At 52.6% G+C, this 18,311-nt stretch carries 17 protein-coding genes, 1 tRNA gene and 3 pseudogenes; 13 read left to right on the forward strand and 8 right to left on the reverse strand.

Features of this window, described 5'->3' with window-relative positions; translation table 11 throughout:
• Positions 1–197: 197 nt before the first annotated feature.
• The 3 genes from AC5JO6_RS15335 (at position 198) to AC5JO6_RS15345 (ending at position 1,999) form a co-directional block, all read left to right on the forward strand.
• Positions 198–1,067, forward strand: a complete 870-nt coding sequence (locus AC5JO6_RS15335; RefSeq protein WP_496081939.1) for a class I SAM-dependent methyltransferase — start codon at positions 198–200, stop codon at positions 1,065–1,067.
• Positions 1,068–1,167: 100 nt separating this feature from the next.
• The gene (locus AC5JO6_RS15340) at positions 1,168–1,884 is read left to right on the forward strand and encodes an HAD family hydrolase (protein WP_496081940.1); all 717 of its coding nucleotides are present in this window, start codon (positions 1,168–1,170) and stop codon (positions 1,882–1,884) included.
• Between the two features lie 42 nt (positions 1,885–1,926).
• A tRNA-Ala gene (locus AC5JO6_RS15345) sits at positions 1,927–1,999 on the forward strand.
• Between the two features lie 385 nt (positions 2,000–2,384).
• Here AC5JO6_RS15345 and AC5JO6_RS15350 read toward each other — a convergent pair.
• The 3 genes from AC5JO6_RS15350 to AC5JO6_RS15360 form a co-directional block, all read right to left on the reverse strand.
• On the reverse strand, positions 2,385–2,609 hold the full coding sequence (locus AC5JO6_RS15350) for a hypothetical protein (protein WP_496081941.1): 225 nt from the start codon (positions 2,607–2,609) through the stop codon (positions 2,385–2,387).
• Positions 2,610–2,636: 27 nt separating this feature from the next.
• Positions 2,637–3,173, reverse strand: coding sequence for a hypothetical protein (locus tag AC5JO6_RS15355; protein ID WP_496081942.1), 537 nt, complete (start codon positions 3,171–3,173; stop codon positions 2,637–2,639).
• Between the two features lie 237 nt (positions 3,174–3,410).
• Complete coding sequence (locus tag AC5JO6_RS15360; RefSeq protein WP_496081943.1) at positions 3,411–3,599, reverse strand: hypothetical protein; 189 nt, start codon at positions 3,597–3,599, stop codon at positions 3,411–3,413.
• A 7-nt stretch (positions 3,600–3,606) separates the two neighbouring features.
• On the opposite strand from AC5JO6_RS15360, the pseudogene AC5JO6_RS15365 reads away from it, so the two are divergent.
• Positions 3,607–3,879: pseudogene (locus tag AC5JO6_RS15365) on the forward strand (SMEK domain-containing protein); the annotation flags it as partial.
• A gap of 98 nt (positions 3,880–3,977) precedes the next feature.
• Here the strand turns inward: AC5JO6_RS15365 and AC5JO6_RS15370 are convergent.
• From AC5JO6_RS15370 to AC5JO6_RS15380, 3 genes and pseudogenes are all read right to left on the reverse strand, one after another.
• Positions 3,978–4,082 (reverse strand): annotated as a pseudogene (locus AC5JO6_RS15370) (IS200/IS605 family transposase); the annotation flags it as partial.
• Positions 4,060–4,374: a hypothetical protein gene (locus AC5JO6_RS15375; RefSeq protein WP_496081944.1), complete on the reverse strand. Its 315-nt coding sequence runs from the start codon at positions 4,372–4,374 to the stop codon at positions 4,060–4,062. The gene AC5JO6_RS15375 and the pseudogene AC5JO6_RS15370, both read right to left, overlap by 23 nt.
• 43 nt (positions 4,375–4,417) lie before the next feature.
• Positions 4,418–5,338 carry a LysR family transcriptional regulator gene (locus tag AC5JO6_RS15380; RefSeq protein ID WP_496081945.1) on the reverse strand — a complete coding sequence of 307 codons (921 nt, stop codon included), beginning with the start codon at positions 5,336–5,338 and terminating at the stop codon, positions 4,418–4,420.
• A 119-nt stretch (positions 5,339–5,457) separates the two neighbouring features.
• Here AC5JO6_RS15380 and AC5JO6_RS15385 point away from each other — a divergent pair, with 119 nt between their 5' ends.
• From AC5JO6_RS15385 to AC5JO6_RS15420, 8 genes and pseudogenes are all read left to right on the forward strand, one after another.
• Entirely contained in the window at positions 5,458–5,916 is a 459-nt protein-coding gene (locus tag AC5JO6_RS15385) for an ester cyclase (protein WP_496081946.1), read from the forward strand.
• A gap of 79 nt (positions 5,917–5,995) precedes the next feature.
• On the forward strand, positions 5,996–7,135 hold the full coding sequence (locus AC5JO6_RS15390) for an aldo/keto reductase (RefSeq protein ID WP_496081947.1): 1,140 nt from the start codon (positions 5,996–5,998) through the stop codon (positions 7,133–7,135).
• Between the two features lie 15 nt (positions 7,136–7,150).
• Positions 7,151–8,200 (forward strand): Kelch repeat-containing protein, encoded by a 1,050-nt coding sequence (locus tag AC5JO6_RS15395; RefSeq protein ID WP_496081969.1) that lies wholly within the window; start codon positions 7,151–7,153, stop codon positions 8,198–8,200.
• Positions 8,201–8,409: 209 nt separating this feature from the next.
• The gene (locus AC5JO6_RS15400) at positions 8,410–9,873 is read left to right on the forward strand and encodes a sensor histidine kinase (RefSeq protein ID WP_496081948.1); all 1,464 of its coding nucleotides are present in this window, start codon (positions 8,410–8,412) and stop codon (positions 9,871–9,873) included.
• 244 nt (positions 9,874–10,117) lie between these two features.
• The gene (locus AC5JO6_RS15405; protein WP_496081949.1) at positions 10,118–11,461 is read left to right on the forward strand and encodes an efflux RND transporter periplasmic adaptor subunit; all 1,344 of its coding nucleotides are present in this window, start codon (positions 10,118–10,120) and stop codon (positions 11,459–11,461) included.
• Positions 11,462–11,472: 11 nt separating this feature from the next.
• Positions 11,473–14,679, forward strand: coding sequence for an efflux RND transporter permease subunit (locus AC5JO6_RS15410; RefSeq protein ID WP_496081950.1), 3,207 nt, complete (start codon positions 11,473–11,475; stop codon positions 14,677–14,679).
• Between the two features lie 8 nt (positions 14,680–14,687).
• On the forward strand, positions 14,688–15,356 hold the full coding sequence (locus AC5JO6_RS15415) for a response regulator transcription factor (protein WP_496081951.1): 669 nt from the start codon (positions 14,688–14,690) through the stop codon (positions 15,354–15,356).
• Between the two features lie 396 nt (positions 15,357–15,752).
• A pseudogene (locus tag AC5JO6_RS15420) lies at positions 15,753–16,061 on the forward strand (dehydrogenase); the annotation flags it as partial.
• A gap of 32 nt (positions 16,062–16,093) precedes the next feature.
• Here AC5JO6_RS15420 and trxA read toward each other — a convergent pair.
• The gene (gene trxA / locus AC5JO6_RS15425) at positions 16,094–16,420 is read right to left on the reverse strand and encodes a thioredoxin (protein WP_496081952.1); all 327 of its coding nucleotides are present in this window, start codon (positions 16,418–16,420) and stop codon (positions 16,094–16,096) included.
• Between the two features lie 79 nt (positions 16,421–16,499).
• Here trxA and AC5JO6_RS15430 point away from each other — a divergent pair, with 79 nt between their 5' ends.
• A complete protein-coding gene (locus AC5JO6_RS15430) occupies positions 16,500–16,862 on the forward strand; it encodes an ArsR/SmtB family transcription factor (RefSeq protein WP_496081953.1) in 363 nt (120 codons plus the stop codon).
• Between the two features lie 115 nt (positions 16,863–16,977).
• Here the strand turns inward: AC5JO6_RS15430 and AC5JO6_RS15435 are convergent, their stop codons facing one another.
• The gene (locus AC5JO6_RS15435) at positions 16,978–18,219 is read right to left on the reverse strand and encodes a dicarboxylate/amino acid:cation symporter (protein WP_496081954.1); all 1,242 of its coding nucleotides are present in this window, start codon (positions 18,217–18,219) and stop codon (positions 16,978–16,980) included.
• Positions 18,220–18,311: the final 92 nt, after the last annotated feature.

The following is an 18,311-nucleotide window of genomic DNA, read 5'->3' on the forward strand; positions in this document are numbered from 1 at the left end:
CAAGGCAGGGTGTTGCTTTTGGAACCAAATATGTCCAAATCACTGGCAAACTCCGTTCTCACCTTCGTCTTTTATCCTTAAAAAGAACGGTATGGCATCCTCCAAACGACATTAACCATCAATTCTCATTAAACTTTAGGTAAGTGAGGCGATCGCCTCTATTGACCTTAACCATCCAAAAGAGCTGAGCAACGTTTATGGCAGTTCGCAAAGACACAATCTTCGAGCGCTTTCTTGCACCCGTTGTCAAAACGTTTTTAATTGATCAGGAAGGGCTACGGCGCTTTTATGAAAGCATCGACTGGCAAACCGCCAGCGATCGACTCAGCGACACTGGACTAATCTATCCCGCTTATTACAGTAGCCAGAACTTCCACGGCATTGAGGGTGGTTATCTGAACGTCAGCGCGGCTGTTTCCTATGACCCCATCACCCAATACGCGCTGCCTCCGGGCGAAACGTTGGTGCGCCAGGGCTTGTTGGATGCCATCCAGTCCAAGCCGCGTCGGATTCTGGATCTAGGCTGTGGCACGGGTTCTACGACGCTGTTGCTCAAACAGGCATTTCCTCATGCAGAAGTCATTGGGTTAGATCTATCGCCCTATATGCTGGTTGTCGCCGAGCACAAAGCACAGCAGGCAGGCTTAAACATTCAGTGGCGGCATGGCAACGCTGAACAGACTGGCTTGCCTGAGGCATCCTTCGATTTGGTCACAGCGTCGCTACTCTTCCACGAAACGCCGCCTGCTGTCTCTCAAGCGATTTTGCAAGAGAGCTACCGTTTACTGACAGTGGGTGGCGAAGTTGCCATTCTGGACGGCAACCAAAAAATGCTGCGCCAAACAGAATGGCTGACACAGATTTTTGAAGAACCTTACATTCAGGCGTACGCGGGCGGTAATGTGGACGCATGGATGGGCGCAGCGCGGTTTGAGGCAGTCCACACTCAAGAGTGGTGGTGGCTGCACCAGATTACCCGTGGCATTAAACCGTTGCCGTATCAAACCGTTGAATTTGGGTCAGCGACTGACGTTGAGAGGGGCGATCGACAATGGGCAATGGGCTGAGCAGAGAGTTGTTGGTGATTGGTTGTTGGTTGTTAGAGAATAGATCGTCTAACACTAAAACTTAATCACTCAAACCTCTCACCTGTCATTCAATACGCACATGCTTAAGGCGGTTCTTTTTGACTTTAACGGCATCATCATCAACGATGAGCCACTCCACGAAAAACTAATTAACCAACTGCTGCTGGAAGAAAACCTGCGATCGAAGCCAGGAGAATTCCGTCAGTTTTGTTTGGGGCGGAACGATCGCGCCTGTATTACAGACCTACTAACCCACCGAGGGCGAGTGGTGACGGATGACTATGTCAGCAAGCTGATTGCCCGCAAAGCAGTGTTTTACCAGGAACAATTAGACCAACTGGAAGCCCTGCCAGTCTATCCAGGCTTACAAGATTTGCTGTTCAAGCTCCGAGCGGCAAAGCTCAAACTGGCGATCGTGAGCGGTGCACTCCGAGTCGAAATTGACTCCGTACTCAAGCGTCTGCAACTGAGCGACCAGTTTCCAGTGATTGTCTCTGGCGACCAGCGTTTGCCCAGCAAGCCGGAACCCAATGGCTACCTGCTTGCCGTCGATCGCCTCAACCAAAGCGATCGCAACCTCAACCTCAAACCGTCAGAATGTCTGGCGATCGAAGATACGTTTGCGGGCATCGAAGCCGCCAAACGAGCCAACATTCCTGTAGTAGGCGTTGCTAACACCTACCCGTTTCACATGCTTCAGCGCCGCGCCAACTGGGTGGTCGATTACCTTTCTGACTTGGAACTCGATCGCGTACAGCAAAGCTACGATCAGACAGCCGCACCAAAAGCAGGTTGAGGCAGGGAATGATAAGATGTCGAAGCAAATCTCGCGTTTGTTGGGGAGTTAGCTCAGTTGGTAGAGCGCTGCGATCGCACCGCAGAGGCGAGGGGTTCGATTCCCCTACTCTCCATAGGTTGAAAGTGCTGTACGTTCGCACATTAATGTCGTTTTAGGGCATTTTTGCTGCATCCGCACATTAATGTCGTTAAATGAGAGTTTATTAGCGTTTCGCACATTAATGTCGTTTTGGCTGAAATCGTCAGATTAAGCGAATTGAGCCTAATGGTGAGATCGCAGCGCTTCTTTCAGCCCTCCAAAGCTTTTACTTAAAAACTAGCTCCTTTCAGCCCACCCATCTCTGGGAAGACGGTTGCGACTCTCAGCGCTAAAATCCTTTTCCTGTAAGCTCTCCAGGTTAGCTTTGGGCAAACCTGTCTAAAAAGTACTCTTCCAACTTTCTTGAGAACTCATGCTGGCAATCTTCAATTTAATGAAAGTATTGTCAGGAGAAGGTTTTAGGGTTTTGGCAAAACTTCCAGGGTTTTTGCCCCTGCTTCGGTCTGCCAAAAAGATTGGAGGACTCCTGCTGTTGATCGCCCTGGTTCCGCCTGCACCTCTACGGCACTCTGCATCGCCGCATCACGGCTGATGACTTGGTAGGTTGGTACTGCCATCACTGGTAGAGCTACCGGACTCATCAAATTTAGACTAAGGACAGCACTGACAAAAATTCGCTTCATTAAAGAAACCTCCAATGTTCAGTCAAATTAGCGGTTGACACGGAAAAAGCTGTTAATGACCACAGAAACCTCGGTGCCTACGGGAACGATCGCAAGCGTGCTGCGTTTGATCAGGTCTTGCGTTTGTTGCTCAGAGCGTTGATTAAGGCGTTGCGCTGTGGTGGTAAAGAACCCATCAAGCAGTGACGGTAAAAGACTGGGTTGGCGCGATCGCCGCATGGTGGTGCTGGAAAAGCGGTTTGAGTCGATCGCCTTGCTAAACTCTTCCGTCGGCTGGTTGAGCAAGGCTCCTGGTTGACCCAACGCACTCAGCCTGTTGAGGAACTGAAACACAATGTTTGGGAACCCAACTACGAGATCTAGGAACCCAAACACGACGTTAAAGAACCTCAACACGATATTTCGGTACTCCAACACGATGTTGAGGAACCCAAACACGATGTTGAGGAACCCAAACACGATATTTCGGTACTCAAACACGATCGCTGAGTACTTGAACACGATGTTGAGAAACCCAAACACGATGTTGAGGAACCTAAACGCGATATTCAGGTACTTGAACATGATGTTCGGGTACTGCAACACGATCGTTGGGATCTCAAAGGCGACTGTTGCAGATGCCTTTTGGCTCTACAAGATAGGCAGGGGGAACGCCCCGTAAGCGCACTACACGCAAGGCTGTGAGCGCTACGCCAACAACGACGATCGCACCTATTCCTGCATCCAGCGTGGAGACGAATGGGAATGGAGCGAGGGTAACGGTGAGTTAAAGTCAGTGGAGGAGATGAGCAATCGTCCCTTCTATGAGGCTGCCTCTTGGCTTGCGGTGCCGAGAGAAATGGGAGGGAGGGGCGATCGCTCTTTGAAGTAGCTAAAATACTTGTCATGAACAGCAAAATACTGCTGTCTGTGACTGGCGAGAAAAACTTCGAGAAGATTTTTGAGTTTGAGGCTGTTAATGAGGTTAGAGCACTCTCGAAATCGAATCATTGAATTGATGGCTCGTTTTGTCGCTCAGATCGAAAGTGCGACCTCAATGGGCAAAACAGATCTCAATAAAGCTGCTGAAACGATATTGATACCGTTACTCAAAGAAATGTATGGCTGGAGCTTAGAGAATATCAATTACGCCGAGGATAATAATCAATATCCTGGTATTGATTTAGCTGACGAAGTAGCGGGAATCTGTGTTCAAGTCACAGCTACTCCTGATCTTAAAAAAGTCAAGCATACCCTGGAGCAATTTACTAAGTATAACCAGTACTCAAAATACCATCGACTGATTATCTATATTCTGAAAAAGAAACAGGATTCTTACTCAGAATCGGCGAATGAACTACCCCGCTGCAAGCAGACGGGGTATCAGAATCAAAAAAGAGTAAGCTGCTCATCTCGGTGTAGCTTGAGATATTCATTACCCTGATTCTTGACGTATTTCGCAATCATCCCTTCATCTCCGTGTTTCCCTGCTGATGGACGACTGGGGTTGCTCTGGAGGCAACACCCTCTTACGTCGGATTAACTTAGCGTTGCCTGTAACAATCCATTTCTTGACAAATTCATCTGGATTTTTGAAGATGTTCTTCGGATCGGACTCAGACTCGACTTCAGCCCATTCTTTCAACGATTTGATTTCCACCTTGATCTGGTCTGAACCTTTTTTGCCTGCCGCAGAAATGGTTGCATTTCCTTTCAAAGCAACTTCTTTCCGGTGGTAGGATAGCCACCCGGCTAGAAGAATGGTGAAGGTGTGATCGCTCAGCATCCCAATGTGGCGCTTGTCGCGATCGCAGTGGAGAAATTAGTTCTCAACATCGTTTCACAACCGCTCGGATTTGATCACGGAACCACATCTGCCCGCAATCACCATCAAGCCGGGGATGCCAGACCATTGTGTAAGGGAAGCTACCAATCTCTTGAGGGGGTAACACCTGCCGGAAGTCCGCCAACTTTGAGAGTTCGAGTGCCAAACGTGTGGGCACGGTGAGGATCAAGTCGGTATCCACAATACTCAGCGCGGTTGCCATGAAGTAGGGTGACTGGAGCACAACATTTCTCACCTTCCCAATATCAGCAAGCGGACGATCGATCATTGTTTGCTGCCCCTCCGCTATTGCGACCACCGCATGTGGACGACGCAGGTATTCAACCAGGGAAAACCGCTCGTCATTGAAACTGCTGTCTGCACTCATGAGGCACACGAATTGTTCCTGGTACAGCACTTCCATTTTTAATTCTGTGGGTATGGCTGGTACGCTACCGACACCGAGTGCGATATCGCAGCGACCCATCTCCGCGTAACGGTAACTATCTTGCGTCCAGCCCACGACTTCGCAGCGAACGCCGGGAGCAAATTTGCGGCAGAGCCGCACAGTGCCACCGATGATAACGGCAGCCGCGTAGTCAGTGCCGGTCACCCGGAAGCGCTGTTGCGAGGTAGAAGGATCAAAATCGTTGCTTCCGATCACCGCGTTGAGGCGAGGCAGAAGGACTTCCAGCTCTTGCAACAATCGATCGCCGCGTGGCGTTCGCTCGTACCCTATGCCGCTACGGACGAGCAGGTCATCGCCAAGTGCCAAGCGCAGCCGACCGAGTACACGGCTCATCGCTGGTTGACTTAGAGAGAATCGGGCAGCCGCACGAGTAACATGCCTCTCCTCCAGGATGATTTGTAGAGCCAGAAGCTGATTCAGGTCCAGGCGAGAGAGATTGGGGAACTGCTGAGCCATGATTTCACTATATAGCAATTTTGATATATAACCTATCTAAAGTATGCATTGGACACATCACAAATACCGTGTAATGGTTGTAATAGCTTCACTCGCGTTCATCATCAACTGAGGATTTCATGCATTCATTGACAACGATTCAAACTTCAGCACTGACAGTGGCGCAAAAACAGTCACTCGAAACGTTTTATCGGGCATTCAGTGACAAAAACCCTAGCCTTCTCAACGAAGCCGTGACCTCGGACTGGCAGGATATGCCCCTCGCGCCCGGTCAAGGTGCTGGTCGTGAGGGTTTCAAGCCGCTCATGCAGATGTTCTTTGCTGCGTTTCCGGACTTGCAGATCATGGTTGATGACGTGGTTGCACAACCAAACCGTGTTGGTGTACGGGCGCGGATGGTTGCGACCCACCGCGGGGAAATCATTGGTCTTCAGCCGACGGGAAAGCCAATCTCGATCGCCTTGCATGAGTTTCATCACTTTGACGGCGATCGCATTACACACACCTGGCACTTGGAAGATTGGTTCGGAATGCTGCATCAAATCGGTGCATGGCTGTTGGCTCCAATGCCCAGTTAAAAACAGAGGCTTCACAACGTAAGCAGCAAGAATACAGGCACGACTTTTACAACTAGTGAAAAAGCAAGAGGATAAAGTAATGATGAACGGCAGCCCGAAGGATGATGCAATACACAATAACCATTATGCGCGTCCAGCAATGCGGCGCAGTGTTTCCCGTCGGTCTGCCCTTGGATTGTTGGGATTTGGTGCCGCTGCCGCTGCCTTGATGCCCACTCTTGCCAAGACCGCACAGGCACAGAGTCAAACTCAAACTCAATCATCGCCACCGTCTCGAAACCAACCATCGCCAATCATCACGAAAGAGATCCCGCGCACAAAGGAGAAACTGCCCGCGATCGGTCTCGGAACATTCATGACCTTTGATGTTTTGGCTAATCAGCCCCGCGATCGGCTGCAACAAGTGATGCGCCGCTTTTGGGATGCAGGCGGGCGACTGGTGGATACCTCACTGCTCTACGGTATGGCGGAAGTGAACGTAGGCGAATTTGCCAAAACACTCGGCTTGACCAATGATTTGTTTATTACGAACAAAGCCTGGGCAACGGGCGAGTATCTGGGCGATCGCAGCCAGGCGCAGCGTCAGTTTGAACAATCACTGAAGCGATTGTCGCGCGATCGCATTGATGTGATGCAGGTTCATAGCTTGGTGAATGTAGATGCGATTTTGCCTCTGCTCAAGGCATGGAAAAAAGAAGGTAAAGTTCGCTACGTGGGTGTGACTCACCACGATCCGTTGTATTTTGCGGCGCTTGAGAAATGGATTGAGAACGGCGATCTGGACTTTGTGCAACTTCGCTACTCAATGCGTCAGCGTGAAGTCGAAGACAGAATTCTTCCAGCGGCAGCGGCGCGAGGAACCGCAGTCTTAGCCAATATGCCCTTTGAGAAAGCCCGTCTGTTTGAGTTGGTGAAGGGGCAACCACTCCCTGCTTTTGCCAGCGAGATTGGGTGCGAAAATTGGGCACAGTTTTTTCTCAAGTATGTGATTTCTCACTCGGCTGTCACCTGCGCGATTCCCGCAACCACAAACCCCGACCACGTTGCTGAGAATATGGGGGCATTAAGAGGATTGCTACCCGACCGTGCAATGCGTACCCGGATGGTAAGACATATGGAAAGCCTTCCCGGTTTTGACAACCTGCTCCAAACGTCCTGGTATCCCGGCAAAAATTTTAATGGCTTGGTTCGCCTGCCCAATCCACGTCCAATCGTTTGAGATGGAGTTTGTATGATGCCACCTAGATATCTGTTTCCCCTGTCGATCTCGATCGTTTCGGTCATTGCGCTATGGTCGCCCGTACTCAGTCAAGCGCCAAGCCAGATGCCGTACTGGACAAAAGCTGCCCCGCCAACGATCGCTCGGCAAGAGCTTTATCCAGACGTTTTAAATGGAAAAATTTACGTGGTTGGTGGTTTACTCAGCCCCAACACTGGATTCTCAGCTCACTTCGAGTCTTACGATCCGGTCAATAACGCCTGGACACAATTGCGATCGCTCCCTGAAGCCCGTCACCACATTACGCTGTCGGCAGTGAAGGGTTTGCTCTACGGAGTTGGCGGTTTCACAGGTGGGTTTCCAGACTGGCGCGCACAGCCGACGATGTTTATCTACAATCCTGCCTCTAATACCTGGACTAAAGGTACTGATCTGCCAGCAGCTCGCGCCGAGGGCATAGCCGCTGTGATTGATGACAAGTTATACCTGATTGGCGGGCGCGTTCGAGCCACTGAGGATGCTCGGCTGTTCAATGACCACATCGACAGTGTGCGAAACGAAGTTTTCGATCCAATGACTCAGCGCTGGTCAACCCGTGCCAATGCCCCAACCCCGCGAAACAGTGCAGCATCGGCTGTCATTGATGGCAAGATCTATGTCGTTGGTGGTCGCAAGTTTTTTAAGAATGCTGATGGCACTAACCGCCAAGTCAACATGCCAACGCTTGAGGTTTACGATCCGAAGCGCGATCGTTGGGAGACGCGATCGCCGCTGCCGCAAGCGAGAGGCGGTCTGGCTGCAACCTCACTCAACGGTAAGCTTTACGTGTTTGGCGGCGAACAGTGGGTTCCAGAGCAGAAAGTTTTTGCCGAGAGTTGGGTCTATGACCCGAAAACCAATAGCTGGGAAGCATTACCGCCCTTGCCCACCCCACGGCATGGATTAGGGGCATCGGCTGTTGGCAACCGTATTTTTGTGTTTGGTGGTGGAACCAAAACAGGCGGAAACGCAGCGACAGCAATCCACGAAGTGCTAATGTTGCCCACCGAGAGAGCGATGCCTTAATCACATCTTTCAATAGTTGAGAGAACGCAATGCAATGACCCAAACTCACAACCTCGTCCGTTGAGCGACTGGAAGCAATCTTGTTGCATAAAAGTTTTTTCATCTTTTGTTTAGGTGCAATTTATCCCAAGCTTAAATCATAGATTGTTAGCAACTTGGTGTAGGTAGCTTCCATGTCCTTTAGTCGCAAAAACTGACGGGATTTTAGTATGGTAAAAAGCCGTTGGCACCGCGCCTTTTTCAGTGTCCGCACCCGACTGCTGGTTTGGTATTTTTTGATGACAACGGGCACCGTTTTTATCTCCATTCAAACCACGTATAGCCTGTTCTGCGATCGCATCCGCATCCAGGCAGAAGACTCCGCCTTGCAACAGGCAAACCAATTTACGGTGCTGGTGCAAAAGCATCGTGAAAAGGGACGGTTAGGACCCACTAATATCAACGTGTTGTTCGATCGGCTGCTCTCTAGCTATGTGCCAACGCGGGGCGAATACATCATCATGCTGGTGGGCGATCGCGTTTACAGCACCAAGCCAGAACTCCCGTCAGACTTGCTAAAGCAGCGCCCTGAACTGATGCAAACCTGGGCAACAGTGACAGAAGAACGTCGCCAAGCCATCAATGCTCAGGGCAAACAGCTTTACTACGTCGTCGAGCCTGTCACCTGGCAGGCAACCAATGAACGTGGCTCGATCGTGGTTTTGCATGATAGTACGCCCGATTATCGCATTGCGCGGAGTGCGATCGGGCTGGTGATGCAAGTGACGTTCGTACTGCTGCTGATCTTCTTTTTGCTTGCCTGGTTTACGGCAGGGCGGGTGCTATATCCACTCCGACTGCTGACCAAGACGGCGCACTCCATTACCGAATCGGATATGACGCAACGCCTCCCGGTGCAGGGCAGGGATGAAATTGCTGAGTTGACGACGACCGTGAACGAAATGCTCGATCGCCTGCAAGCAGCCTTCGATAGCCAGAAGGAATTTTTAAAGGATGCCAGCCATGAGCTACGCACGCCGATTACGGTCATGCAGGGGCATCTGGAAATGTTGAAGTATCAGCCAGAAAAGGAAGCCTCGATCGCACTGGTGATGGATGAACTGGAGCGCATGAGCCGTCTGGTCAACGATTTACTTCTGCTGGTAAAAGCGGAGCGATCGGACTTCTTGCGGCTCAAGCCAGAGGAGTTGGATTGGTTGACGGAGGAAGTTTATCTCAAAGCGCGGGGACTTGCCGATCGCACCTGGCGTTTGGAATCGAAAGGGTTAAGCCCGATCACGGTCGATCGCCAACGGCTGACGCAAGCCATAATGAATCTCATTCAAAACGCCATCCGACATACAAAACCGGGCGATTCAATTACGCTGGGTTCCTCCGTGAAAGGAGACTACGCCTACCTGTGGGTCAGCGATACGGGCGAAGGCATTGCCACCGCCGACCAGTCCCGCATTTTTGAGCGCTTTGTGCGGGCAACGGGCGATCCCCATAGCGAAGGCTACGGGTTGGGCTTGTCGATCGTCGCGGCGATCGCTCAATCGCATGGCGGTCGTGTGGAGATTGCCAGCCAGATCGGGCATGGCTCCACGTTTACGATCGTCATGCCGCTCAACGCCACGCCTACTAAACTTTCTGCCGAAAGATTAGAAGCCAGGACTTACGCATCAGGTGTTTAGATCCCCGACTTCTGATTAAAGTTCTGTCTTCAAAGCCAACTCAAGCATAGAAGTCGGGGATCTTTGCATCAGTCCTAGAAGCGAAAGGTTAATGACAAGTTAGCTACGGGCACTTTTGGTTGCAGATTGTAAAGTGAGGATAAACTTTTTTTCACAAAGTCTTTATTGCTAATTTATCCGCCTGCTTAAAACTCCTGAATAACCAACGCAACGCTTTTGTTCTCTAGCCATCTCATCGCGAACCATGAACAACGTTGACCCTCAAATTCAGACACCTGACCCGTCTACCGCTGAGACAACAAACCAGTCGCCAAAGCCCCAAAAACGCTGGCTCTGGGCGGTACTGGCACTTGCGCTGACCACAGGCGGTATTGCCGTCTGGCGATCGTTCGCTGCAGGGCAAGCCTCAAAGCCAGCGATCGCCCAACAAGCGCCCCCACCCCGCGCTGTAGAAACGATCGCGCTGGCTCAGGGCAGTGCTGCCAGACCCGTACAGTTAATCGGGCAGGTCGAGGCAGCAGAGCGGGCAACCGTGCGGGCGCAGACCAGCGGCGTGATTCAAGAACTGTTGGTGCAACCGGGCGATCGCGTCTCACCTGGCACCACGATCGCGGTGTTGGACGATGCCGACCAGCAGCTAGCACTGTCGAGAGCGCAGGCACGGCTGGCACAAGAGCGCAGCAACCTGGCACGGCTCACAGTGGGCACTCGTCCCGAAATTATCGCCCAGCGGAAGGCGGCACTCAGCGCGGCTACAGCTCGTGAACAGGAGGCGATCGATAACCTCAGTCGGACTGCTGCCCTGGTTAAAGATGGGGCACTGTCGCAACGGTTGCTGGTCGAGGCTAAAGCTAGTGTGGATACGGCGCGGGGCGAACGGCTCCAGGCACAGGCGCAACTAGCAGAAGCGCAGGCAGGTCCTATTCGCGAAGAAATTGCGGCACAGCGGGCAAACGCAACAGCAGCCCAGGCAGAAGTCAAGCAGGCACAGTTAACCCAGCAGCGGACGCAGGTGAAAGCAACCTCTGCGGGTGTGGTCGATCGACGTGTGCTGAGTCGGGGCGACTATGTGGAAAGCAACGGCGAAATTGTGTCGCTGATTGCGGGCGATCGCCTTGATATTTTCCTGGAATTACCCGAAGACCTGACGGGCAGAGTTACGGCTGGAATGCCCATTCAGCTTACCTCACGAGCGCTACCCAACTGGCAACAGCGCACCACCATTACCGCCGTCGTGCCAGCGGCAGAAGCAGCATCTCGGCGGCAGCGCATACGGGTCAGCCTGGAGAATGCGGGACAGCGGTTGCTTCCTGGCATGGCGATCGCGGGTACCCTTGAAATGCCCGCCGATCGCACCAGCTTTGTGGTGTCGCGTGACGTGCTGACCCAGCGACAAAATCAGTGGTTGGTGTTTGCGATCGACGGTGACAAAGCTAAGCAGATTCCAGTGGAGTTGGTGACCGATATGGGCGAGAAGGTTGCCATCTACAGCAACGCCCTGCAACCCCGACAGCCCCTTGTACTACGCGGCGGCGATGGCTTGCGTGACGGTGCGCCTGTGAAAGTTGTGCAGAACAGCAATAGCTAGAGGAGACTTCCATGAATTTCATCGAAACGGCTGTGCGGTGGCGGCACGGCACCTTTGTTTTGTTCTGCTTGATCTTTATCTTTGGTGTCTTTGCCCTGGTTGGGTTGCCGCTGGAGCTACAGCCCGGTGGCGATCGCCCCGAAATCACCATCACCACCACCTATCCCGGTGCTGGACCCACCGAAGTGGAAGATTTGGTGACGCGCCCGATCGAAGAACAGATGGAGCAGGTCTTGGGCGTACAGGAGATCGGCAGCAGTTCCCGTGCCGGACGCAGCAGCATCACGCTGGAATTTAATGCCGATGCCAACCTGGAAGGGCGCTTGGTTGATGTCATCAATCGGCTGCAACAAGCGGACAGTCTACCTCCCGAAGCGGATGAATCGAATGTGGAATTGGTGGGTGGCAGCAGTTCGCCGATGATGTGGATTCCGATGGTGCCGCAAGATGGTAAGGGCGCCCCCAACCACTACCGCGATCTGGCAGAAGAGGTGATTGTGCCACGCCTGAGACGGGTCGAAGGTACGGGGCAGTTTTTGATCGTAGGCGGACAGCAGCGCGAAGTCGAGGTCAAAGTTGATCCCAAAGCGCTATCAGACCGCAACCTGACGATCGGCAATGTGGTGCAAACCCTTCAGGCAAACAACCGTGATATTCGGGGCGGTCCGTTAATTCTGGGACGACGCGAATATCGGGTGAGAACATTGAGTCGATCGCAAGATCTGGCGCAAATTGAGGGCTTTGTGCTGCGGCGCGATCAGTCTGGCACCGTGTATCTGCGGGATGTGGCAAAGGCGCAGATGGGGCGCAAAGTGCAGGATAGTGCGCTGGTGTTTAACGGCACTCCTACCGTTGCCATTGGGGTGATTCGGCAAGTCGGCGCGAATGTGCCAGAGGTTGCCAAAGGTGTGCGCGATACCATCACGGCATTAGAAACGGAACTGAATCGGCAAGGGGAGGCACTCCGCTTTGCCTACAACTACGACGAAAGCCAATACATTCAGCAGTCGATCGACCTGTTGCAAGGAAACCTGATCAGCGGTGCCGTACTCGCCACCCTCGTGCTGTTGCTGTTCCTGGGGTCGCTGCGAACGGTTGCGGTGGTCGCGCTGACGATTCCCATTAGCCTGGTTGCTATTTTCATTGTGCTGCACCTGATGGGGCGCACGCTGAATCTCATTAGTCTGGCTGGAGTCGCGTTTGCGGTCGGTATGGTGGTGGATTGCTCGATCGTGGTGATTGAAAATATCTTCACCCACATGCAGCAGGGCAAGAGCGTTATGCGGGCATCGATCGAAGGCACCCAGGAAGTGTGGGCTGCCATGCTGGGTTCGACGCTGACCAATGTGATCGTCTTTCTGCCGCTCATCATGGTGACGGGAGAAGCGGGACAGTTGTTTGCCGATATGGCGATCGCCCTGTCCTGTTCTGCCATCTTTGCCCTCTTCTCGGCGATTACCCTGGTGCCCATGCTCTCTGGGCTGTTTCTTGACCAGGCAGAGGCGCAGCGCATGCTCTCAACGAGTGCCTCTACTCCTGCGGCGGTGCCCTCCAATTTGTTTGGCAAAGTGCAGCAAGCGGTCTACCGCACGTCAGATACGTTTCGCTACTTTCAGGGCAAGCTAGAAGACTTCCTTGCCGCTACCGTAAGCTGGTCGATCGGACGGCGACGGGTGGGGCGTAGACTCATGCTGCTGGGCATTCCGGTCGGGTTGCTGCTGGTTAGCATTCTCCTGCTGCCGCCTGCCGACTATTTGCCCGAAGGCAACCGTAACCTGGTGGTGCTGCGGGCTGAGCCGATGCCGGGAACCAGCATCCCCGAAGCGGTTCGCCAATCGCAGCCCGTGCAAGACTTTCTGCGATCGCAGCCTGAAGTCGATCGCATCATGTATGTCGATCGTCCCGGTGCCCTGCGTGGCATTGCCACCATCCTCAAACCAGAGTTTGCGACCACTGCTGGACTGGCTGAAATGGTCGATCGCCTGCGGGCAAAGGCGAGCGACTTTGCAGGCTATCGCTTTGTCATTCCTACGCGTATTTCCATCTTTCGCGATCCTGGCAAAGAGTTTGATGTGGATATTGTGGGATCTGAGCTGGATCAGTTGAGCGACCTGGAACAAGACATCACAGGCAAACTGCGCGAATTGCCCGGTGTCCGCAATGTGCGATCGAACTTTGTGATGGGTGCTGGCGAAATCCAGGTGATCCCAAATCGTGAGCGGCTGGCAGAAGTTGGGCTATCCGAATCAGAAGTCGGTTCGCTGGTGGAAGCAGCACTGGGCGGACGATTGGCATCCGATTTTATCGACGGCAAAGAGGAACTGGATGTCTCGGTCGAGCTCAACAGTGCAGCGGTGGAAACGCCCGAACAACTGCGCCAGTTATCGCTTTTTGCACGGGAGCGGCAGATCCAACTGAGTGACGTTGCCGAGGTGCGCGAAACCACCGGACCCGATGTAATCAACCACGTCGATCTAGAGCGATCGGTGTCCCTGACCGTTTCCCTCGCCCCCGATGCACCGCTTGGCTCCCTCGTCCAGCGCACGGAGGCTGAAATTTTGGCACCGTTGCGATCGCAGCTTCCCGCAGGCTACCGTCTAGAACTCGCAGGTTCAGCCGATCAACTGGCGAAAACGGTGACTGAGCTGGCAGTCGCCTTCGCCTTCTCTGTTTTCATTACCTACCTGTTGCTGGTGGCGCTTTACCGCTCCTTTATGTATCCACTGGTGATTATGGCAACGGTGCCGATGGGCATGAGCGGTGCGCTACTGAGCCTGGTGCTTGCCAATCGGGTGCTGGGTTGGGTGGTGCCGCTGGATATGATCACCGCGCTGGGCTTCATTATCCTGACTGGAGTGGTGGTGAACAACGCGATTCTGCTGGTCGATCGCGCCCTGCAACTTCAGCAAGAAGGTGAGGATTACGATGCCTCGCTCTACAACGCCACCCGCGATCGTCTCCGCGCCATCTTCATGTCGGCGGGCACTAGCGTCCTGGGTATGCTGCCGCTGGCGGTGGTGCCTGGTCAGGGCGCAGAACTCTATCAAGGCTTGGGCATCGTGCTAACGGGTGGACTCGCCTTCTCCACTATCCTGACACCCACCGTTGTTCCCGCTATTATGGGGCTGCTGCGTGATGCTTCCGATCGCAATCCGTTCAAACCTCGCAAGCAGGTTAAACCTGTTGAAGCAGCGGAGGGCAAAGTCAGTATTGGATAACCTATCGCATGAATCGTATCCTCATTGCTGAAGATAACCCTCGTATCACCTCCTTTCTGGAAACGGGATTGCAAGCCCATAGCTTCACGACGACAGTGGTAGCAACGGCACAGGATGCCACCCGTCTTGCCTACAGCGACAATTTTGACCTGTTGATTCTCGATCTGGGCTTGCCTGATGGTGATGGCTTGGGTGTCATTGCTACTGTCCGTGGTCAGGGTGAAACCATTCCCATCATTGTCTTAACGGCACGGGATGGCGTGGATGATACGGTGTCTGCCCTGGAAGCAGGCGGCGATGATTACGTCACAAAACCCTTTCGCTTTGAGGAACTGCTGGCACGCATCCGGGTGCAGCTCCGCAATCGGCAGGTGCCCGGTGTGCGGCAAGAAACCACGCTACAGGTGGGTGACATCACGCTAAATTTATTGAGTCGTCAGGTTTGGGTGGTCGATCGCGCGATCGACCTCTCTGCCCGCGAGTTTTTGCTTGCCGAAGTCTTTTTGCGCCACCCTATGCAGGTATTGACCCGCGAACAACTCCTCGATCGCATCTGGGGCTACGACTACGACCCTGGTACAAATATTGTCAATGTCTACGTAGGGCATCTACGGCGCAAATTGGGCGAAGACCGCATCGAAACTGTGCGCGGTGTTGGCTACCGGCTTAGGCTCTGAAGGGAGATAACACTATTCCTGGTTACCAGGTATCCCTCTTCATCACTCTTGTAGGTGAGCAGATTATTTGGCGCAGTTAGCCAATGAGTGGCGCAATCCGTAGAACCTCCACCCTTACGTCCATCCTGCTCACTTCCTTACCGCTATCGCCTGCCGATGGTCTCTCCTGCCTGATTGCCCTTAAGCTAATTGAGACAGTGGTTAGAGCGATTTTTCACTGCACCACATAATCTGCTCTTTGCGCTATTCTGTCTGCTCACTTACACATGACAACAGAGGCGGCATCCACACCTGATGCCCAGATAAAAGTTTAACGGGCGCGCTTGGTGCTTGCACTGGCACGGCACGGCAGTGTTTTAGGCGATCGCAAATCCACTGCAAGAAGGCAGCAACTTAGTGACTGACCATTACGATGTAATTATCATTGGCACGGGTGCGGGCGGTGGCACACTGGCTCATAGACTGGCACCCAGCGGCAAGCGGATTTTAATGCTGGAACGCGGCACCTTTCTGCCACGCGAAAAAGCCAACTGGGATGCAACACAGGTTTTTAAGCAAGAACGATACTTCAACGTCGAAACCTGATCTGATAAAGATAATCAAGCGTTGCATCCATCAGCAGGTTACTGGGTGGGTGGAAACACCAAGTTTTATGGTGGTACGCTGTTTCGGATGCGCGAACGGGAGTTTGATACGATCGTTCACGTTGCTAAAGAGAGGCATTGACTCTTCACTCCTCACCCAAGATGTTTGTCTAGCGTGGCTGCCAACGTGGCTTTCGGCACCGCACCAATCACGGTATCGATCGTCTGTCCAGCTTTGAAGAGTAGCAGTGCTGGAATACTGCGGATACCATACTGACTGGCAATACCAGGATTGTCGTCTGTGTTGAGCTTGACGACTTTTACCTGTCCCGTATATTGGGCGGCTAGTTCATCCACGATCGGAGCCACCATGCGACAGGGACCACACCACGGTGCCCAAAAATCAACTAGTACAGGTAGATCATTCGCCAGCACTTCTTGCTGAAAACTAGAGTCGGTAACGGCAGTGACAGAAGACATCGTCTTTACTCCTTGTAATTCATAGTTCGAGAAACTCGAACAACTAAACGATAACGCGTTCTGTGCCATAATGACAACCATGAGGCTGCTATATCATCCCGACAAAAAAGATATCTTGCTGGCAGGCGTTCTGTATGCGCTGGGCGACCCCGTGCGTTTAGAAATTGTGAGACGGCTGGCTGAAAAGGGTGAGTTGTCCTGCTGCGAAGCATTAGAAGCGCAGGTTGCTAAGTCTACGCTCTCCCATCATTTCAAAGTGTTACGTGAATCTGGGGTCGTGCATTGTCGGAAAGAAGGCACACAGCACATGAACTCCTTGCGTCGCCACGATTTGGACGATCGCTTTCCTGGTCTTTTAAAAACCGTTTTGCAGGTGGTCGAGCCTTCAAACGGTAACGCAGATCTTGCACCAGCCCAGAAATCGGGTTTCTTGCAAAAATAAAGGCGTGAAACCCTTAACCTTTGGTTGAGAAACCCGGTTTCTACCCCCTTGTTGAGAATGGTGCAAGATGTAAGGCAAGGCACTCAGGGGATGAGGCAGTGAGGGAAACGCTCGCTCAAGCGTCACTTGATGGCAGGGCTTCAGCGCTTGCCTCGGCTAAACTGTCAGACTCCCAACGGCTCAAAAGAATGGCGTTAGTCGTATTGCCAACCACATTCAACACAGTCTTGAAGCCATCCACTAGGCGATCGACACCCGCCACGATCGCAATGCCTTCTAATGGCAAACCTGCGGCTGATAGCACCGTGGTCATGGTGATAATGCCAGAGCCTGGAACGCCAGGAGTGCTGAACGAAACCAGTAATGAGCTAAGGGCGATCGCCAACACTAAGGCTGGTGTCAGCGGCACCTGATACACCTGAGCAATAAACAGGGCATTAAAGCCTTGCAGAATCGCCGAACCATCCCGCTTGAGCGCCGTGCCTAACGGAATAGCAAAGCTGGCGATCGCTTCTGGTAAACCATAGACTTCCTGAACATTCTTCAACGCTACGGGCAGAGCAGCGTTGGAGCTGGCTGTACCAAAAGCAAGGGATAACGCTGGCAATAAGCTGCGGAAATAGTAAACGGGCTTTGCTTTCAGGGCATAAAGAATGAGAGCATACAGCGCTATCATCAACAGCGAACTCAGCACCAAGCCAAACACATAGACAAACAGCCTCACAATAATTGCCAGCCCTTCTGTCGCAATGACTGAGCTAATCAGAGCAAACACTCCCAGAGGGGCTGTGTATAAAATCAACGCTAAAATTTTCTCAAAAATAGCGTAGACACTTTCGATCAACGCCACAAAGCTGTCTGCTTTGGCACCAACTAATTGAATGCCAACCCCGATGAATGCGGCTGAAACGATCGTTTGCAGCAAGTTACCGCTGCTCAATGCCTCTAACGGATTGACCGGGATGAGGCTCACAAGCCACGCGATGAGAGATTGGCTTTGCGTTTGCTGAACAGCCTCAGCGATCGTAAACCCGGTAATGCCTGCACCGGGCTGCAACACCACTGCCAGGAGCATTCCCAGACAAACCGCGATCGCGCTTGTAATGACATAGCAGAAAAGCAACTTGACCGCATAGCGTCCGACTTGAGCCGCATTTTGAATACGAGTCAGCCCCAAAATCATGGAGGAAAACACGATCGGCACCACGACAAACTGAATGAGACGCAAAAACGCCTCGCCGACGGGAGCTAGAAAGTAGGCATTCACTGGCTCAATGATCGTTGGGACTTCATTCAACCCAGCGCCAAACAGGATGCCCACTCCCAGCGCCGCCAAAATTAGCGTTGATAAATTCATAGAATCATTCTTGCTGAGCGGTCGTACGGCAGACGCTTAATTTATCACTACCTGCTTTCAGCAAGGCGATCGCTATTCTACAAACTGATGCT

The sequence above is a fragment of the Tildeniella sp. genome (assembly GCF_059505325.1).